Consider the following 18,590-nt stretch of genomic DNA (forward strand, 5'->3'; position numbering starts at 1 on the left):
TATTTTAAATTAGTAGAAGAAAGATTTTAAATATTATATAAAGTCTTTCCTGTGTTAATTTAGCAACAGTATTATAGTAGGGAGTGAGTTCATTGGATTATGTAATAGAGATGCTTGGCATTCGAAAAGAGTTTGGATCGTTTGTAGCAAATGATAACATCACTCTGCAATTGAAGAAGGGTGAAATTCATGCTCTTTTAGGAGAAAATGGGGCTGGTAAATCCACTCTAATGAATGTATTATTTGGTTTGTATCAACCAGAAGCAGGAGAGATTAAGGTTAAAGGGAAAACTGTGCAAATTACAGATCCTAACGTTGCCAATAAGCTCGGAATTGGAATGGTTCATCAGCATTTTATGCTAGTTGAAAACTTTACAGTAACGGAAAACATTATATTAGGCAATGAGCTAACAAAAGCAGGAATTATTAATATTAAAGAAGCAGCTAAAAAAATTCAAAAACTCTCTGAAATGTATGGATTAGATGTGGACCCTAATGCAAAAATAGAGGATATCTCTGTCGGGATGCAACAGCGAGTAGAAATACTGAAAACGCTTTATCGTGGTGCAGATATTTTAATTTTTGATGAGCCAACTGCTTCATTAACTCCACAAGAGATTCATGAGTTAATTCAAATTATGAAGCGTTTAATTAAAGAAGGTAAATCTATTATATTAATTACCCACAAATTAAAAGAGATTATGGACGTTTCTGATAGAGTAACAGTTATTCGAAAAGGCGAAGGAATTGGAACAGTTATTACTACAGAAACAAATCCTAATGAGCTTGCCTCTTTAATGGTTGGTAGACAAGTTGAATTTAAGACTATTAAAGGGGAAGCAAATCCAACAGTAGATGCACTCATAATTAAGGACCTTGTTGTTACAGATTACCGTGGCATCGAGAAAGTAAAAGGCTTAAATTTAACCGTGCGCAAAGGGGAAATTTTAGGTATTGCTGGGATTGATGGAAATGGACAGAGTGAACTTATCGAAGCTATTACAGGTCTTCGTAAGTCTAAAAAAGGTTCCATTACAATCAATGGACAAGATGTTACAAATAAAAAACCTCGTAAAGTGACAGAAGCTGGCGTAGGGCATATTCCACAAGACAGACATAAACATGGGTTAGTTTTAGACTTCCCAATTGGTCATAATATTGCATTACAAACCTATTACTTAGATCCTATTTCCAAAAACGGGATTATGAATTATGGAAAAGTTTCGGAATTAGCTCAGAAAATTATTAAAGAATTTGACGTTCGTACACAAGGGGAATATACACCCGCTCGAGCTTTATCAGGAGGAAATCAACAAAAAGCAATTATTGGACGAGAAGTAACTCGAAATCCAGAATTACTAATTGCTGCACTTCCAACTCGTGGACTTGATGTAGGTGCGATTGAATTTATTCATCAACGCCTAATTGAACAACGGGACAAAGGAAAAGCCGTATTACTTCTTTCTTTTGAGTTAGATGAAGTTATGAATGTATCTGATCGTATTGCGGTTATTTATGATGGACAAATAGTAGATACTTTGCTGCCAAAAGAAACATCTGAACAAGAGTTAGGATTATTAATGGCAGGACAAAGAAAACATGAAAATGATAAGAAACAGGGGGAAACTGTGCATGTCGAATAGAGTAGTAAATATACTTGTCCCTGTTATTTCTGTAATATTAGGTTTACTCGTGGGAGCAATTGTCATGCTTGTAAGTGGATATGATCCTGTAAAAGGATATCTAGCACTTTGGAATGGTATTTTTGGAGATGCATATGCAATTGGTGAAACAATCCGCCAGATTACGCCATATATATTAGCAGGACTTGCCGTAGCGTTTGCATTCCGTACTGGATTATTTAATATAGGGGTAGAAGGACAACTAATAGTAGGTTGGTTTGCAGCTGCTTATGTTGGAATTACATTTGATCTTCCAATGTATATTCATCTACCATTAGCTATTATTGCTGCTGCAGTAGCAGGGGGACTATGGGCTTTTATTCCGGGTCTTTTGAAAGCGAAATTACAAGTACATGAAGTAATTGTTACCATTATGATGAACTATATTGCACTTCATACAACGAATGTGCTGATTAAAATTATGTCTGATGGTGGAGATAATACAGGTACAATTAAAGAAACAGCATCATTAAAATCAGCATTCTTTGAAAGCATTACCGACTATTCAAGACTACACAATGGTATTTTTATCGCATTAGCGATGGTTCTATTAATGTGGTTTATTCTCGAAAAAACAACAACTGGTTATGAACTAAAATCGGTTGGGTTTAATCAGCATGCTTCTCAATATGCAGGCATGAATGTTCAAAAGAATATTATTCTTTCTATGGTTATTTCAGGTGCATTTGCTGGACTTGCTGGAGCAATGGAGGCACTTGGTACCTTCCAATATGCTGCTACAAAAGGTGGCTTTACTGGAATTGGTTTTGACGGGATTGCTGTGGCTCTGTTAGGGGCAAATACACCACTTGGGGTTATATTTGGAGCAGTGTTATTTGGATCGCTAAAGTACGGTTCTTTAAATATGCCCAACGAAGCTGGAATACCTGTTGAAATCGTATCGATTGTTATTGCGATTATTATTTTCTTCGTAGCTTGTGGGTACGTTATTCGCTACTTCCTTGAGAAAATAAACAAGAAAAAGGAGGCGAAATAATATGAGCTTCTTAGACGTTCTTTATTTCATCGTTCCCTCAGCTATTTTCTATGCAGCTCCATTAATCTTTACTGCAATTGGCGGGGTCTTCTCCGAACGATCAGGTGTGGTTAACATTGGACTTGAAGGTTTAATGGTAATGGGTGCATTTATCGGAATTCTTTTTAATTTAATGTTTGTGGATACGTTTGGTGCACTGACTCCTTGGTTTGCATTAATTGCAGCAATGCTTGTCTCCGCATTATTTTCTGTAATGCATGCTGTAGCATCTATTTCCTTTAGAGCGGATCAAACAATCTCTGGGGTAGCGATCAACTTGTTAGGCGTTGCTGTAGCATTATTCTCAGTAAAAATGATTTACGGCAAAGGCCAAACAGATTATATTCAAGAACGTTTTATTCGTTTCGATATTCCATTGTTAAGTGATATACCTATAATTGGACCAATGTTTTTTAAAGATGTTTATTCTACATCGATTTTAGCAGTTGGGGTTGCAGTACTTGCATGGTTCGTTATTTATAAAACACCATTTGGCTTACGTTTACGCGCTGTTGGAGAACATCCAATGGCTGCAGATACTATGGGTATTAATGTAACGAAAATGCGTTATATTGCGGTTATTTTATCAGGTGCTCTTGCTGGTATTGGTGGAGCAGTATATGCTCAATCTATCTCTGGAGAGTTCAGTCACTCTACTATAAATGGACAAGGTTTCATGGCGCTTGCCGCAATGATTTTTGGTAAATGGCACCCACTTGGTGCACTTGGAGCAGCTATATTCTTTGGTTTTGCTCAAGCATTAAGTATTGTTGGAGGACAGATCCCATATGTTGATCAAGTACCTCCCTACTTCTTACACATCTTACCATATGTATTAACTATTTTAGCAGTTGCAGGATTTATCGGAAAAGCAAATGCACCAAAGGCTAGTGGTATTCCATACATTAAAGGAAAACGATGATTTTGCGGATAGAAACTGTTTAGCTGTAGAGTAACTAAATAGCAAGGTAGTTTTTGATCATAGAATTAGGGACCAAATTTATTTGGTCCCTTTTTGTTTGTATTGGTATAATTAGAAAATGTATAGTGAATAGGTATATGAGATAAACTAGAAAGAAAAAGGGGGAAAACAACATGTTTCAACAGTTTGAACTTGCACATGGTGTTAAGCTTTACGTGCGACCGACAGAACAATTTAAAACCATTAACATATCATTTAAATGGAAACAGCAGTTAACCTTAGAACAAGCAGCGATTCGTTCGGTATTAGCAAATGTTCTTCAATATAATAATGCAGAGTATCCAACAAATGCTGCTTTCCGAAAGCGCTTAGATGACCTATATGGAGCTGTTTTGTATTTTGATACAGCTAAGAAGGGAAATCATCATATTTTTTCATTAAATGCTGAAACGGTGAATGATGCTTATTTGTCCAATGAAAAAGTAGTAGAGGAAGTATTCTCTTTATTACATACCGTAATTTATAAACCAAATATGGTTGATGGGAAATTTGTTGATTCTGTTGTGAAAAGAGAAAAAGAACAAGTGATTGAGCGCATTCAGTCCATATATGACGATAAAACCAGATATGCCCAACAACGCTTACTAGAAAACATTCTACCAAACCATGCTGCGTCGATCACTGCTAATGGTACAGTTGCAGCAGTACAAGGTGTAACGAATGAACAGTTGGTTGATATGCATGAAACGCTTTTAAAGAAAGATGAATTGTCTATTTATGTAGTTGGTGATGTAAATATTCAAGAAATAAAAGATAAAATGGAGAAATATTTCCAATTTACAGCTAGAACAGCGCAACTTAAACAAGAAGTAGAAGCTCCAACAACAACAAATAATAAAGATTTTCTGCATGAAATACAAGATATGAAGCAAGGGAAATTGCACATGGCGTATCGTACGCCTATTACTTTTTTCTCGAAAGAGTTCCCAATAATGCAATTAACAAATGGGATACTTGGTGGATTTGCTCATTCGAAGATATTTATAAATGTTCGAGAAAAAGAAAGTATGGCTTATTACGCATCAAGTAGTTATTCCTCTTTATATGGCCTAATATTTGTCCTAGCAGGAATTGATTCAAACTTACAGGAAAAGGCCGTAAAACTAATCGATGAGCAATTAAAATCCATGCAAGCAGGAGATATAACAGATTTAGAGATCAATCAGACTAAATCGATGTTAAAGAATCAATTAAAAGAAGCATTGGATTCTTCAAGAGCTCAGATTGAAATTTACGATCAGTACAAAGAAATAGATGAATCATTTACGGTAGAAAACTGGGTTTCAAGATGGTCAAGTGTAACGAAAGAGCAAATACAACAAATGGCTTCTACAATAGAGAAGGAATTCGTCTATTTCCTTTCTGGTAAGGATGGTGCAGACAATGAATGAAACTTACTTTGAGCAATTAGAAGAAACGTTATATCATGAGCAGTTGCCAAATGGTTTAAATGTGTACATATTACCTAAAAAGGGGTTCTCTAAAACGTATGTAACGTTTACGACAAAATATGGCTCTATCGACAGCAAATTTACTCCTCTTGGTAAAGATAAGCCTGTAATCGTTCCAGATGGGATCGCACATTTTTTAGAGCACAAAATGTTTGAAAAGGAAGAAGGAGACGTTTTTCAGAAGTTTAGTGAAAAAGGGGCTTCTGCGAATGCTTTTACTTCTTTTACAAGAACGGCTTATTTATTTTCCTCGACCGATTATATTTTAGATAATACGAAAACCTTGCTTGACTTTGTACAACAACCTTACTTTACGGAACAAACGGTTGAAAAGGAAAAAGGGATTATTGCCCAGGAAATCACCATGTATGATGATCAACCCGATTGGCGTTTATACTTTGGAGCAATTGAAAATATGTATAAAGAGCATCCAGTGAAAATCGATATTGCTGGTACAGTAGAATCTATTAATAAAATTACAGCTGAACATTTATATGAGTGTTATAATACTTTTTATCATCCTTCGAACATGGTGTTATTTGTGGTTGGGGCCGTAGATCCAAAGGAAATGATGGCTTTTATTAAAGAAGATCAGGCTTCCAAGACATTTGAAGCTCCTCAAGAGATAACACGATTTTTCCCAGATGAGCAAAATGACGTTGACATAAAAGAACGAAAGTTACAAATGGATGTGCAAAAACCTAAAGTAATTTATGGTATCAAATCTAATAATGTCAACATTTCAGGTGAAGAAATGCTAAATTATGAGTTGGCTATGCAAGTAGCAATTGAGCTAGTTTTTGGACGAACATCTGCTTTTTATCAAGATGTTTATGATAAAGGTTTAGTTGATGAATCGTATTCCGCTGACTATTCCATGGAAAACGGGTATGGGTTCACCATGATTGGTTCGGATACATCGAATGCGGAGGAACTGACGCAAACAATTAGACAATCTATCTTGAATCATGCGAGTGAATGGGAGTTTACCGTAGAAGATTTAAAACGAATTACTCGTAAAAAAATTGGCTATTTTTTAAGAGCTTTGAATTCCATTGAATACATTGCGAACCAATTTACACGATACTCATTTAATGATATGAATTTATTTGATGTGGTACCTGCACTCGAAAATTTAACGATGGAACAAGTGAAAGATGCGTTTGAGACTCTCAGAAATGAAAATGCACATACCGTATTTACAATTGTTCCATTTGAAAAAAATAAGAATGAATAAAAAATTTGCATTAGTTGTGGGGGCTTCGGGTGAAATAGGGCATGCTATTAGCCGTAGTCTTGCTGAAGCAGGATGGTCCCTATATTTGCATTACGCAAACAATGAAGAGCGAGTGAGTGTACTTGTAAATGATTTAGAAGAATCTTTTCCTACACAAGAATTTATGCTTATACAGGCAGACTTGAGAAAATCGGAATCGGTCGAAAAGTTATCGAATTCCATTTTTACCATTCATTCGGTTGTATTTGCACAAGGACATAGCCTATTCAAAGGTTTAGAACAAACTTCTTTAGAAGACATTCGCTATCTATTTCAGGTACACGTAGAACATCCCATGTTTTTAGTAGGAAAATTAACACCAAAGCTTCGAAAACAAACACACAGTTCGATCATTTTTGTTGGATCAATTTGGGGCGATACAGGTGCTTCATATGAAGTAGCTTATTCAGCAGCAAAAGGTGCTCAACACGCCTTTGTTAAAGCGTATGCGAAAGAAGTTGCTACACAAAAAATCACGGTAAATGCAGTAGCTCCAGGATTTATTGAGACAAAAATGAATGCCCATGTAGAGGAAGAAGCTCGTCAACAAATTTTAGAGGAAATACCAGCAGGAGTATTTGGCTCTACACAAGATGTAGCTAATGCAGTAGTATTTTTAACAGGTGAAAAAGCAACTTATATAACTGGTCAAATAATCCGTGTGAATGGTGGATGGTACATTTGAATCCAAAAGAAAAGAGATATTTTAGCGCTCTTTTCTTTTTTCCTTTTATTCAACTACGAAATCATATATGATAGAACTTATAATGAAGTGAAACGTCATCTAAATAGAGAGGAAAGATTTAAAATGGCTAGTGAGTGGTTTTTTGAATACGAGATTCAAATAAATCGTCCAGGACTTTTAGGAGACATTTCTTCTTTACTTGGAATGCTACGAGTTAATATTGTCACGATTAATGGGGTTGACGAAGGTAGACGTGGAATGCTTATTAAAGCAGAAAAGAAAGAGAATATTGAACGGTTTGAACATATTGTTTCTACTATGGATACAATACATTTAACCAAATTTCGGGAACCTAAGCTGAGAGATCGTTTAGCTGTTCGCCACGGCCGCTATATTCAACGAGATGCGGATGATAAAAAAACTTTTCGGTTTGTTCGAGATGAACTTGGTCTTCTAGTGGACTTCATGGCTGAAATATTTAAACAGGAAGGTCATAAGTTAATTGGAATTAGAGGGATGCCTCGTGTAGGTAAGACAGAGTCAGTTGTTGCAGCAAGTGTTTGTGCTAACAAAAAATGGATTTTCCTTTCTTCTACTATGATTAAACAAACAATTAGAAGTCAGTTAGCTGGAGACGAATTTAGTGATCGTAATATTTTCATTTTAGACGGTATTGTGACGAGAAAATCAAATGATGAAAAGCATCTTCAGCTTGTTAGAGAAATGATGCGTATGCCAACGATTAAGGTGGTGGAACACCCAGATATGTTTATCCAGCATTCTGAGTATTCTATTGACGATTTTGACTATATTATCGAGCTTCGACATAATCCTGATGAGATTATTACTTATGAAATGATGGAAAAAAACCACGGAATATCCGACAAAGGAATGGGTGGTTTTGGCGGATTTGGTGGATTTAATTTTTAACGGGTGGGTGTTTTAATTGACAGAACTTGGTGCTCGCTTAAAAGAAGCGAGAGTAGCAAAAGGTTTTAGTATTGATGATTTACAAGAAATAACAAAAATTCAAAAAAGATATTTATCTAGTATAGAACAAGGAAATTATGCAACTATGCCAGGTGCATTTTATGTGCGTGCTTTTATTAAACAGTATGCTGAAGCGGTTGGATTAAATGGAGACGAATTATTGGAGACATACAAATCAGAAATTCCTTCTTCAGCAAGCGATGATGTTTCTAAAAATATACCTCCGACACCTACGAGAAGGACGCTTGGGGGACAATCCTCCAATAGGTTTATGGAAATATTCCCTATGCTAGTTGTAGCATTATTTGTTGTTGCAATTATTGTTATTGTATGGACATTATTTCAGAGTGGACCGAAAGATGTACCAGAAGAAATTGACACTGAGACGGGCCTAACGATGGAAACAAAGCCGCCGAAAGAAGAAGTGACACCACCGGCAGAAGAAGAGCCAGAAGAGCCTGTAGAAGAAGTGGTTGAAGAGCCGGTTTTAGAGCAACAAATTACAGTTGGAGCTACGCAAGGTGAAAATACTACATATGATTTAACTGGAGCAGAAGGCTATGAAGTGAAGGTAGTTGCAACAGGAAAATCATGGTTATCTATTCAAGATCAAAATGGTGTAGAAATGATGCAGCCTGCAAGAGAAATCCAAGCGGGTGAAACATTTACATTAGATGCTAGTAATGCAGAGCGAATTCGTATCAGAGTAGGGTCTACTCCAAATGCATCTGTATATATAAATGATCAACTAGTTGAATATCCATCTGAAAGAACACCACAAAATCTAGTAATACAGTTTAACAAATAGTCATCTATAAGATGGCTATTTTGTTTGAAAGTGAAAGGAGCTTACTACAAATGAAAATGAATATACCAAATCAAATCTCCATGTTCCGAATTTTTTTAATTCCAGTATTTATGTTATTTATGCTAGTAGATTTTAATTGGGGAGATGTTAGTTTTCTTGGTGCGACTATTCCTGTAGGTCATTTAGTTGGAGCAATTATTTTCATCATTGCATCGATCACAGATTTTATTGATGGGTATTACGCGCGTAAATATAATCTAGTTACAAACATGGGGAAATTTTTAGATCCATTAGCGGATAAACTGCTTGTATCTGCTGCCCTCATTATTTTAGTTCAGTTTGGTATTGCACCCGCTTGGGTTGTTATATTAATTATTAGCCGTGAGTTTGCTGTAACAGGACTTCGTTTAATTCTTGCAAACGAAGGAGAAGTTGTAGCTGCAAACCAATTAGGTAAAATTAAAATGTGGACACAAATTATAGCTATTTCTTCCTTACTATTAGGAAATGTATTTTTTGAACTATTTAACTTTCCATTTGATATGATTATGTTATATGTTTGTTTATTCTTTACATTATGGTCTGGATTCGATTATTTCTATATAAATCGTAAAGTATTACTGGATTCTAAGTAGGAAGGAAGTTTTTCCATGAAAGCTGAAATTATTGCTGTCGGTTCGGAATTGTTGTTGGGTCAAATATCCAATACAAACGCACGATTTATTTCTTCCCAACTAGCGGAAATAGGTATCGATGTTTTTTTTCATACAGTTGTAGGTGATAATCCAAACCGTTTATTAGATTCCATTAAAATTGCAGAAGAACGTGCGGATTTAATCATTTTTACAGGTGGATTAGGGCCAACTAAAGATGACTTGACAAAAGAGACCATCTCAAAGCATTTGAACAAAAAACTTGTATTCGATGAAAATGCAATGATTTTTATTGAAGATTTCTTTAAACGAATGAATCGTGAAATGACCGAAAATAATAAAAAGCAAGCACTTGTACTCGAAGGGTGCACGGTTTTAGAAAATAAACATGGAATGGCACCTGGTATGTTATTAGCTACTAAAAGTCATGCCTATATGCTCCTTCCGGGACCACCAAAAGAAATGGAACCAATGTTTCAATTTGAAGCTAAACCATTGCTACTAAAACTTTTACATAACGAAACAGTAATTATGTCACATGTTATTCGCTTCTATGGAATTGGCGAAGCAGAATTAGAGACGAAAGTGCAAGATTTATTAGACAATCAGACAAATCCAACGCTTGCTCCACTGGCATCAGACGGAGAAGTTACTTTAAGGCTTACTGCTAAAAGTGATACAGAAAAGGATGCTTGGCAGAAGATCGAAGCTTTACAGGCCGAGATTCTACATAGAGTTGGCAAGTTTGTGTATGGGTATAATAATGATTCGCTTGCTTCCAAACTAAGAGACATCTTAATCGAAAATGAGTTAACGATTTCTGCTGCAGAAAGTATGACAGCGGGTTTATTCCAATCAGAACTTGCAGCTGTACCTGGTATGGGTGAAGCGTTAGTAGGTGGAATGATTACTTATACAGAAGATGTGAAAATAAAACAATTAGGTGTTAATGAAGCGATCATTAAAGAGTTTAGCGTTGTTTCTAGTCAATGTGCAGAAGAAATGGCAGTTCGAGTGAAAGAAAAATTTAATACTAATATTGGTATTGGAATAACTGGAGCGGCTGGACCAGATGGACATGGCGGCCAACCAGCTGGTACTGTTTGGATTGGTATTGCTTACGGAGAAATGGCACCTATTTCATATAAATTGAACCTTTCAGGTATGAGAAATACAAACAGACTTAGAGCAGTCAAATTTACCATTCACTATTTATTACAATTACTTCGTGAACAAGGAAATGCAAGAATTTAATTTTGAACATAAAAAACGGCCCAAAATCTATTTTTGAGCCGTTTTTAATTACTAAAATGAAATAGTCGTGAAAAATAAACGAATGAACGTTCGCTTTTTTCTTGTGTATTTCTCAAAAACCGAGTATAGTAAGAATAGGATTAAAAAAGAGAATATCTTTTAAGGAGGAAATGCAGTTGAGCAATGATCGTAAAGCGGCTTTAGAAATGGCTTTAAAACAAATAGAGAAACAATTTGGTAAGGGTTCGGTTATGAGGCTTGGAGAAAAAACTGATCTTCAAATTTCTACTTCTTCTAGTGGTTCATTAGCACTTGATTCAGCACTAGGGATAGGTGGATATCCAAGAGGCCGTATTATTGAGGTATATGGACCAGAAAGCTCTGGTAAAACTACAGTAGCACTACATGCAATTGCAGAAATCCAAAAAACTGGCGGTCAAGCCGCTTTTATTGACGCAGAGCATGCGTTGGACCCAGTTTATGCTCAAAAACTAGGGGTTAATATTGACGAATTACTTTTATCACAACCAGATACAGGGGAGCAAGCGCTTGAAATTGCAGAGGCTTTAGTACGAAGTGGCGCAGTTGAAATTTTAGTAATTGACTCAGTAGCAGCTCTAGTACCGAAAGCGGAAATTGAAGGAGAAATGGGAGATTCACATATTGGTCTTCAAGCACGTTTAATGTCACAAGCATTACGTAAGCTTTCAGGTGTTATTAACAAATCTAATACAATTGCTATTTTTATAAATCAAATTCGAGAAAAAGTTGGAGTAATGTTTGGGAACCCTGAAGTAACACCAGGTGGACGCGCGCTTAAATTTTATAGTTCCGTTCGTTTAGAAGTAAGACGTGCAGAGGCTATTAAACAAGGGACAGATATCGTTGGTAACAAAACGAAAATCAAAATAGTTAAAAATAAAGTAGCACCTCCATTTAAAACAGCAGAAGTTGATATTATGTATGGAGAAGGAATTTCTCAAGAAGGAGAAATTGTTGATATAGGATCAGACCTTGATATAATACAAAAAAGTGGTTCTTGGTATGCGTATAATGAAGAACGCATTGGTCAAGGTAGAGAAAATGCAAAGCAATTCCTAAAAGAAAATCCAAATACTAAAAACGAAATTGCGTCTAAAATTCGTGAATCGCTCGGTATGACAGGTAGCTCGGTTACAATAGAAGCTCCTGAAGAGGAAGAAGACGAAGAATTCGACTTATTATTGGACGAAAATTAATATATCTGAAAGCCTCTCCATTTGGAGGGGCTTTTTTGATAGATAAAACAGTGAATGAGATAAGAGTGCCACGAACTCAGTGTTCATAGTGTTTGGAAAGAGATAAAACTCTCATGCATTACATGCAAAGCAGAGAAATTATTCAGTTAGCAAGTACTTGAAACAAAATCCTTTTGAGAAGAAGTTTTCCCTAGAGGATATGTCAGAAAAATATATTAGATCACGGCTGTTGATTATCCAATTTACACCATTAAAATTTCACTAGAAATAACAAGTACCAAGCACTCCAAATGCACCTATTCATAGAGTGTCTATTGTGTTATCAACACTTTATTAGCAATTTACTGGGTACTTTTGGTTAATTAACCCGTGTTATATTAGTTAACGCTCTGCGCTTTTTCTTTCTAGAAGATCATTTATTCTCAATCTGAGAATCCCTATTTACAACCATTTACAATTGTTTCTACTTCTTGACCCTTAAGCATTTGTTTTATAGGGGGGCACCCTTATCCTTTTCTTTATAATATTCATCCCGTTTCCTTGACAGAGTATTTCTACATCTATACAATTAAAATTGTATAATTTCTTTATAAAATGATGAAAAAGGCAATACATGTAATGCTTTTAGCATATATGTGCCGACTGAAACTTAAAAGTATAGCAATAGGGGGTGTTCAAATGCCATATGAAATTATCATCTCCGCTTTGCTTGGCCTATTTTTCGGTGCTCTTTTTGGTTATAATTATCTGAAAAAAGTGAACGATTCTAAAGTGACTGGTGCAAAACAATCTTCAGCACTCATCTTAGATGAAGCAAAGCGAGAAGCTGAAGCATTGAAGAAAGAAGCACTATTAGAAGCCAAAGATGAAACTCACCAATTACGAACTGAAGCAGAATCTGACATCCGTGAACGCCGTATGGAACTGCAAAAACAGGAAAATCGGTTATTACAAAGAGAAGAGAATCTTGATCGAAAAGATGATGCTCTAAACAAGAGAGAAGTTGGCCTTGAGCGTAAAGAAGATGCTCTAACCGAAAGACAACAGCATATCGAACAGAAGGAAAGTAAAGTGGACGAACTAGTTGCATTGCAACAAAGCGAGCTACAAAGAATCTCTACTTTAACAAGAGAAGAAGCAAAATCAATTATTCTTCAAGAAGTAGAAAATGAACTTGCTACAGATATTGCTGTGATGACGAAGGAATCAGAAACAAGAGCGAAAGAAGAATCGGATAAAAAATCTCGTGAGATCCTTTCACTTGCTCTACAACGTTTTGCAGCGGATCATGTAGCAGAAACAACAGTTTCGGTTGTTAATTTACCAAACGATGAAATGAAAGGTCGAATCATTGGTCGGGAAGGTCGAAACATTCGTACGCTAGAAACTTTAACAGGTATCGATTTAATTATTGATGACACACCAGAAGCTGTAATTCTATCTGGATTTGATCCAATCCGAAGAGAAACTGCTCGTTTAGCACTCGAAAAACTAGTACAAGATGGACGAATTCATCCAGCCCGTATTGAGGAAATGGTAGAGAAGTCTAGAAGAGAAGTGGATGAACAAATTCGTGAAATTGGTGAACAAACAACGTTTGATATTGGCATTCATAATTTACATCCTGATCTAATGAAAATTTTAGGCCGATTACGTTATCGTACAAGTTATGGGCAAAATGTGTTGAAGCACTCAACTGAAGTAGCCTACTTAGCTGGTCTATTAGCAGCGGAACTTGGAGAAGACGTTACGCTTGCAAGACGCGCTGGTTTACTTCACGATATTGGGAAAGCAATCGATCATGAAGTCGAAGGAAGCCATGTAGAGATTGGTGTAGAGCTTGCAACGAAATATAAAGAGCATCCAGTAGTCATTAACAGTATTGCTTCCCATCATGGAGATACAGAAGCTACTTCTGTTATAGCAGTATTAGTTGCTGCTGCCGATGCACTGTCTGCTGCTCGTCCTGGTGCAAGAAGTGAAACATTAGAAAACTATATTCGTCGTTTAGAGAAACTGGAAGAAATTTCAGAATCATACGATGGAGTAGAAAAATCTTTTGCCATTCAAGCAGGAAGAGAGATTCGTATTATGGTTCGCCCTGATCAAATTGATGATTTAACTGCTCATCGTTTGGCTAGAGATATTCGTAAACGAATCGAAGAAGAACTTGATTACCCTGGTCATATTAAAGTGACAGTAATCAGAGAAACAAGAGCTGTGGAATACGCTAAATAAAAAATGATTTCAGACTTTTGAAAAATACTTTCAATTAGTCCGAAGTAGAGTTTTATTATGTTAGATTTTAGTATTACAAGGAGGCTTCGAAAAGAAGCCTTTTTTTCGTGAGAGGACGTTAAAAGAAATGAAGATTTTATTTATAGGTGATATCGTAGGTTCAATTGGTAGAGATACATTAGAAAGCTATTTACCAAGATTAAAAAGAAAATACAGTCCAGATGTTGTTATTGCAAATGGTGAAAATGCTGCTGCTGGACGTGGTATAACAAAAAGTATTTTTCAATCCTTGTTACACATGGGAGTGGATGTTGTGACAATGGGTAATCACACATGGGATCAGAAGGAAATTATGGACTTTATTGATGATACGGATTACTTGATTCGTCCAGCTAACTTTTCAGATGAAGCTCCAGGAAAAGGTATGACATCCATTACAAAAAATGGACATACTGTTTCAGTCATTAATATGCACGGTAGAACATTTTTACCCCCTCATGATGATCCATTTAAAAAAGCTACAGAACTAGTAGAAGAAGCACAAAAATTATCGCCTATTATTTTTGTTGATTTTCATGCGGAAGCAACAAGTGAAAAAATTGCGTTTGGATGGCATTTAGATGGGAAAGCATCCGTTGTAGTAGGAACTCATACACATGTTCAAACGGCGGATTCACGAATCTTACCTGGAGGAACAGCTTATATAACAGATGTTGGAATGACGGGCCCATACGATGAAGTGTTAGGGATGAAAAAAGAAGACGTATTATATCGTTTTCAAACAAATATGCCTACTCGCTTTGAAGTACCGAAAAGTGGACGTTCTGTATTAAGTGGTTTCTTTGTTGAAGTTGATAACTTCACTGGGAAAGCAATTTATCAAGAACGAATTTATATAAACGATGATTACCCATTTAAGGGATAAAAGAGTCTAAAAAAATTCTCCCAAGCATAAGTTAGTTTATGAACGAAAGCAAGTTCATAATCTAGCGATAAAAGGAGAAATTATAGTGGATTCTTTAAAAGTATCTTCTCGATCAAACCCCAATTCAGTTGCTGGTGCATTGGTTGCAGTAATTAGAGAACAAGGGTATGCAGAAATGCAAGCAGTTGGTGCTGGTGCATTAAATCAAGCGATAAAAGCTATTGCTATTGCAAGAGGGTTTGTTGCACCTAGTGGCACAGACTTAACTTGCTCCCCTGCTTTTACGGATATTATTATTGCAGGTGAAGACCGAACTGCTTTGAAGTTATTGGTAGAAAAAAAGTCGAAATAAATAGGAAGTCGCTACTGAAAACAGTAGCGGCTTCACTTTTGGTCATTAAATAGGGACAGCCCACTTTTTAAAGAACATACACCAGAATGTATTGCTTCGCTAGTTTCGTGGTAGTGAAAACTTTTCTCCTACGCAAGCTCGTCGCAAAGGAGTTGACCAAAATTGACTTTTGGTCAACTCCTTTTCTGAATAAAATGTGACAGTGCTTTTCCGTCAAAGGTCTGATTTTTTTTAAAAATACAGTGAATACATAGTGAATAATGCTACTTCATGATAAACTAATGAAGGAAAAAAGCATTTAACCAGATAGTAAGGAGATGTTTATATGTTGCAACAGCTTTCTTGGAAAGTAGGAGGGCAGCAAGGAGAGGGTATTGAAAGTACAGGGGAAATCTTTTCAATGGCTATGAATCGCCTCGGATTTTACCTATACGGATACCGTCATTTCTCTTCTCGAATTAAAGGTGGCCACACAAATAATAAAATCTGTGTACGTCCAACGCAAGTACGTACCATTTCAGATGATTTAGATATTTTAGTAGCATTTGATCAAGAAACAATAGATGTCAATTACAAAGAGTTAACTGAGAAAAGTGTTATCTTGGCAGATGCGAAATTTTCACCAGAAGTACCAGAAGACTGTGTTGCACCAATGTATGTAGTTCCATTTACAGAAGTTGCGGCAGAACTGGGTACATCTCTTATGAAAAACATGGTAGCAATCGGTGCTACTTCCGCTTTATTAAACTTAGATAAAGCAGTGTTCCAAGGAGTAGTAGATGAGATTTTCGGCAAAAAAGGTGTAGAAGTTGTCGAGAAGAATATGCAAGCAATCCAACATGGCTACGATACAATGGCTGCACAATTAGGTGATCGTCTAGGTGAGTGGGAGCTTGCTCCAGCAGACGGAAAACATCGTATGTTCATGATAGGTAACGACGCAATCGCAATGGGTGCATTAGCTGCAGGTGTTCGATTTATGGCGGCTTATCCAATCACTCCTGCTTCGGAGATTATGGAATACATGATTAAGAAGTTACCGTTATTTGGTGGAGCAGTTATTCAAACAGAAGATGAAATTGCAGCTGCTACAATGGCGATTGGATCTAACTATGGTGGGGTACGTGCATTTACTGCTTCAGCTGGACCAGGATTATCTCTAATGATGGAAGCAATCGGTTTGTCAGGTATGACAGAACAACCACTTGTCATTGTTGATACGCAACGCGGTGGCCCATCTACAGGACTTCCTACAAAACAAGAACAATCTGATCTTATGCAAATGATTTACGGGACACATGGTGAAATTCCAAAAGTTGTAATTGCACCAAGTACCGGAGAAGAAGCGTTTTATGATACAATTCAAGCTTTTAATATTGCAGAGGAATTACAACTTCCTGTTATTATTTTATCTGACTTACAACTTTCACTAGGTAAACAAACGGTAGAGCCATTTGACTATTCGAAAATTGAGATTCGTCGCGGTAAATTAGTACAAAATGAAGAAATTCCAGAAGCAGTAGACAAATCTTACTTCAAGCGTTTTGAAGTAACGGAGGATGGCGTTTCACCACGTGTTTTACCAGGAACAGAGCATGCAATTCACCATGTTACTGGGGTAGAGCATGATGAAACAGGGAAGCCATCTGAATCGGCTTCTAATCGTATAGCTCAAATGGACAAGCGTCTAGGAAAACTAAAGTATATTAACTTTAATGAACCTGTTTACGTGAACGCACCTTATGAAGAAGCTGATATATTATTTGTTGGATTTAATTCTACAAGAGGTGTTTTAGAAGAATTACAGCAAACCCTAATTTCACAAGGAATGAAAGTGAATCATGCACATATTCGATTAATTCACCCATTCCCAGCAGAAGAAATGCAACCACTTGTTGCAAATGCAAAAAAAGTAATTGTTGTTGAAAACAATGCGACTGGTCAATTAGCAAGCATTTTAAAAATGAATGTTGGCGGTCATGATAAAGTGATCAACGCAACGAAATATGACGGAACACCATTCTTACCATTACAACTTGAAAAACAAGTAAAGGAGTTGCTAACAGATGGTAACATTTAAGGATTTTCGTAATAATGTAAAACCAAACTGGTGTCCAGGATGTGGTGACTTTTCTGTTCAAGCGGCTATTCAACGAGCGGCAGCCAATGTTGGCATTCAACCTCATGATTTAGCAGTAATTTCTGGTATTGGTTGTTCTGGACGTATATCTGGATATATCCATTCATATGGTTTCCACGGTATTCATGGTAGAGCACTACCGATTGCACAAGGATTAAAAATGGCCAATAAAGACCTTCACGTAATCGCTTCTGGTGGTGACGGTGACGGCTTTGCCATCGGTATGGGTCATACAATTCACTCTATTCGTCGTAATATCGATATAACATACGTAGTCATGGACAATCAAATCTACGGACTAACTAAAGGTCAAACATCTCCACGTTCAGCGGAGGGTTTTAAAACAAAATCAACGCCAGGTGGAGCGATCGAACCATCTGTTAAACCGCTTGAATTGGCACTTACATCAGGAGCAACATTTGTAGCACAAGGATTTTCTTCGGATATTAAAGAGCTAACGGCAATTATTGAAGCGGGAATCAATCATAAAGGATTCTCATTTATAAACGTGTTTAGCCCTTGTGTAACATACAATAAAGTAAATACGTATGATTGGTTTAAAGAAAACCTAACAAAGCTTTCTAATGTGGAAGGCTACGATCATACAAATCGTGAAGAAGCAATGAAAATGGTAATGGAAAACGAAGGACTTGTAACTGGTATTATATATCAAAACGAAAATGCTCCATCTTACCAAGCACAGGTTCCTGGATACTCTACAACACCACTTGTAGATCAAGACTTAAAAATGAGCGAAAAAGAATTTAATGCTTTGATACAAGATTTCATGTAATGAAAGCAAAACTACCCATGTATTAGATAAATACATGGGTAGTTTTTTATTGCTTAAAAATGAAGTCAATTTTCTACGAGCAATTAA

General features: G+C 36.4%; 16 protein-coding genes. All 16 read left to right on the top strand.

Annotation, left to right across the window (positions count from 1 at the left end; translation table 11 throughout):
* Positions 1–92: 92 nt before the first annotated feature.
* The 16 genes from MHB48_RS06725 (at position 93) to MHB48_RS06800 (ending at position 18,503) form a co-directional block, all read left to right on the top strand.
* Complete coding sequence (locus MHB48_RS06725; protein WP_342600736.1) at positions 93–1,643, top strand: ABC transporter ATP-binding protein; 1,551 nt, start codon at positions 93–95, stop codon at positions 1,641–1,643.
* A complete protein-coding gene (locus MHB48_RS06730; protein ID WP_342600737.1) occupies positions 1,633–2,679 on the top strand; it encodes an ABC transporter permease in 1,047 nt (348 codons plus the stop codon). The genes MHB48_RS06725 and MHB48_RS06730 overlap by 11 nt, the downstream gene beginning before the upstream one ends.
* A gap of 1 nt (position 2,680) precedes the next feature.
* Positions 2,681–3,640: an ABC transporter permease gene (locus MHB48_RS06735; RefSeq protein ID WP_342600738.1), complete on the top strand. Its 960-nt coding sequence runs from the start codon at positions 2,681–2,683 to the stop codon at positions 3,638–3,640.
* Positions 3,641–3,813: 173 nt separating this feature from the next.
* Positions 3,814–5,091 carry a pitrilysin family protein gene (locus MHB48_RS06740; protein WP_342600739.1) on the top strand — a complete coding sequence of 426 codons (1,278 nt, stop codon included), beginning with the start codon at positions 3,814–3,816 and terminating at the stop codon, positions 5,089–5,091.
* A complete protein-coding gene (locus MHB48_RS06745; RefSeq protein WP_342600740.1) occupies positions 5,084–6,388 on the top strand; it encodes a pitrilysin family protein in 1,305 nt (434 codons plus the stop codon). Before MHB48_RS06740 ends, MHB48_RS06745 begins: the two co-directional genes overlap by 8 nt.
* A complete protein-coding gene (locus tag MHB48_RS06750) occupies positions 6,381–7,112 on the top strand; it encodes an SDR family oxidoreductase (protein ID WP_342600741.1) in 732 nt (243 codons plus the stop codon). The genes MHB48_RS06745 and MHB48_RS06750 overlap by 8 nt, the downstream gene beginning before the upstream one ends.
* 123 nt (positions 7,113–7,235) lie before the next feature.
* On the top strand, positions 7,236–8,042 hold the full coding sequence (locus MHB48_RS06755) for a DUF3388 domain-containing protein (RefSeq protein WP_342600742.1): 807 nt from the start codon (positions 7,236–7,238) through the stop codon (positions 8,040–8,042).
* Positions 8,043–8,058: 16 nt separating this feature from the next.
* Positions 8,059–8,910, top strand: coding sequence for a RodZ domain-containing protein (locus tag MHB48_RS06760; RefSeq protein ID WP_342600743.1), 852 nt, complete (start codon positions 8,059–8,061; stop codon positions 8,908–8,910).
* 56 nt (positions 8,911–8,966) lie between these two features.
* Positions 8,967–9,545: a CDP-diacylglycerol--glycerol-3-phosphate 3-phosphatidyltransferase gene (pgsA, locus tag MHB48_RS06765; RefSeq protein ID WP_340925146.1), complete on the top strand. Its 579-nt coding sequence runs from the start codon at positions 8,967–8,969 to the stop codon at positions 9,543–9,545.
* A 15-nt stretch (positions 9,546–9,560) separates the two neighbouring features.
* A complete protein-coding gene (locus MHB48_RS06770; protein ID WP_342600744.1) occupies positions 9,561–10,817 on the top strand; it encodes a competence/damage-inducible protein A in 1,257 nt (418 codons plus the stop codon).
* A gap of 176 nt (positions 10,818–10,993) precedes the next feature.
* Positions 10,994–12,055, top strand: a complete 1,062-nt coding sequence (gene recA / locus MHB48_RS06775) for a recombinase RecA (RefSeq protein WP_342600745.1) — start codon at positions 10,994–10,996, stop codon at positions 12,053–12,055.
* 678 nt (positions 12,056–12,733) lie between these two features.
* A complete protein-coding gene (gene rny, locus MHB48_RS06780; RefSeq protein ID WP_342600746.1) occupies positions 12,734–14,293 on the top strand; it encodes a ribonuclease Y in 1,560 nt (519 codons plus the stop codon).
* Between the two features lie 127 nt (positions 14,294–14,420).
* Positions 14,421–15,218, top strand: coding sequence for a TIGR00282 family metallophosphoesterase (locus MHB48_RS06785; protein WP_342600747.1), 798 nt, complete (start codon positions 14,421–14,423; stop codon positions 15,216–15,218).
* A gap of 85 nt (positions 15,219–15,303) precedes the next feature.
* The gene (locus MHB48_RS06790) at positions 15,304–15,570 is read left to right on the top strand and encodes a stage V sporulation protein S (protein WP_340919285.1); all 267 of its coding nucleotides are present in this window, start codon (positions 15,304–15,306) and stop codon (positions 15,568–15,570) included.
* Between the two features lie 325 nt (positions 15,571–15,895).
* Positions 15,896–17,650, top strand: coding sequence for a 2-oxoacid:acceptor oxidoreductase subunit alpha (locus MHB48_RS06795; RefSeq protein ID WP_342600748.1), 1,755 nt, complete (start codon positions 15,896–15,898; stop codon positions 17,648–17,650).
* A complete protein-coding gene (locus MHB48_RS06800; protein WP_342600749.1) occupies positions 17,637–18,503 on the top strand; it encodes a 2-oxoacid:ferredoxin oxidoreductase subunit beta in 867 nt (288 codons plus the stop codon). The genes MHB48_RS06795 and MHB48_RS06800 overlap by 14 nt, the downstream gene beginning before the upstream one ends.
* Positions 18,504–18,590 lie beyond the last annotated feature (87 nt).

This window comes from Psychrobacillus sp. FSL H8-0483 (assembly GCF_038637725.1).
In the GTDB taxonomy this organism is placed as follows: Bacteria; Bacillota; Bacilli; order Bacillales_A; family Planococcaceae; genus Psychrobacillus.

Excerpts from the sequence above, each read along its gene's own strand:
- MHB48_RS06730 (WP_342600737.1), top strand. The coding sequence starts at position 1,633 with ATGTCGAATAGAGTAGTAAATATACTTGTCCCTGTTATTTCTGTAATA.
- MHB48_RS06735 (WP_342600738.1), top strand. The coding sequence starts at position 2,681 with ATGAGCTTCTTAGACGTTCTTTATTTCATCGTTCCCTCAGCTATTTTC.
- MHB48_RS06740 (WP_342600739.1), top strand. The coding sequence starts at position 3,814 with ATGTTTCAACAGTTTGAACTTGCACATGGTGTTAAGCTTTACGTGCGA.
- MHB48_RS06745 (WP_342600740.1), top strand. The coding sequence starts at position 5,084 with ATGAATGAAACTTACTTTGAGCAATTAGAAGAAACGTTATATCATGAG.
- MHB48_RS06750 (WP_342600741.1), top strand. The coding sequence starts at position 6,381 with ATGAATAAAAAATTTGCATTAGTTGTGGGGGCTTCGGGTGAAATAGGG.
- MHB48_RS06755 (WP_342600742.1), top strand. The coding sequence starts at position 7,236 with ATGGCTAGTGAGTGGTTTTTTGAATACGAGATTCAAATAAATCGTCCA.
- pgsA (WP_340925146.1), top strand. The coding sequence starts at position 8,967 with ATGAATATACCAAATCAAATCTCCATGTTCCGAATTTTTTTAATTCCA.
- MHB48_RS06770 (WP_342600744.1), top strand. The coding sequence starts at position 9,561 with ATGAAAGCTGAAATTATTGCTGTCGGTTCGGAATTGTTGTTGGGTCAA.
- rny (WP_342600746.1), top strand. The coding sequence starts at position 12,734 with ATGCCATATGAAATTATCATCTCCGCTTTGCTTGGCCTATTTTTCGGT.
- MHB48_RS06785 (WP_342600747.1), top strand. The coding sequence starts at position 14,421 with ATGAAGATTTTATTTATAGGTGATATCGTAGGTTCAATTGGTAGAGAT.
- MHB48_RS06795 (WP_342600748.1), top strand. The coding sequence starts at position 15,896 with ATGTTGCAACAGCTTTCTTGGAAAGTAGGAGGGCAGCAAGGAGAGGGT.
- MHB48_RS06800 (WP_342600749.1), top strand. The coding sequence starts at position 17,637 with ATGGTAACATTTAAGGATTTTCGTAATAATGTAAAACCAAACTGGTGT.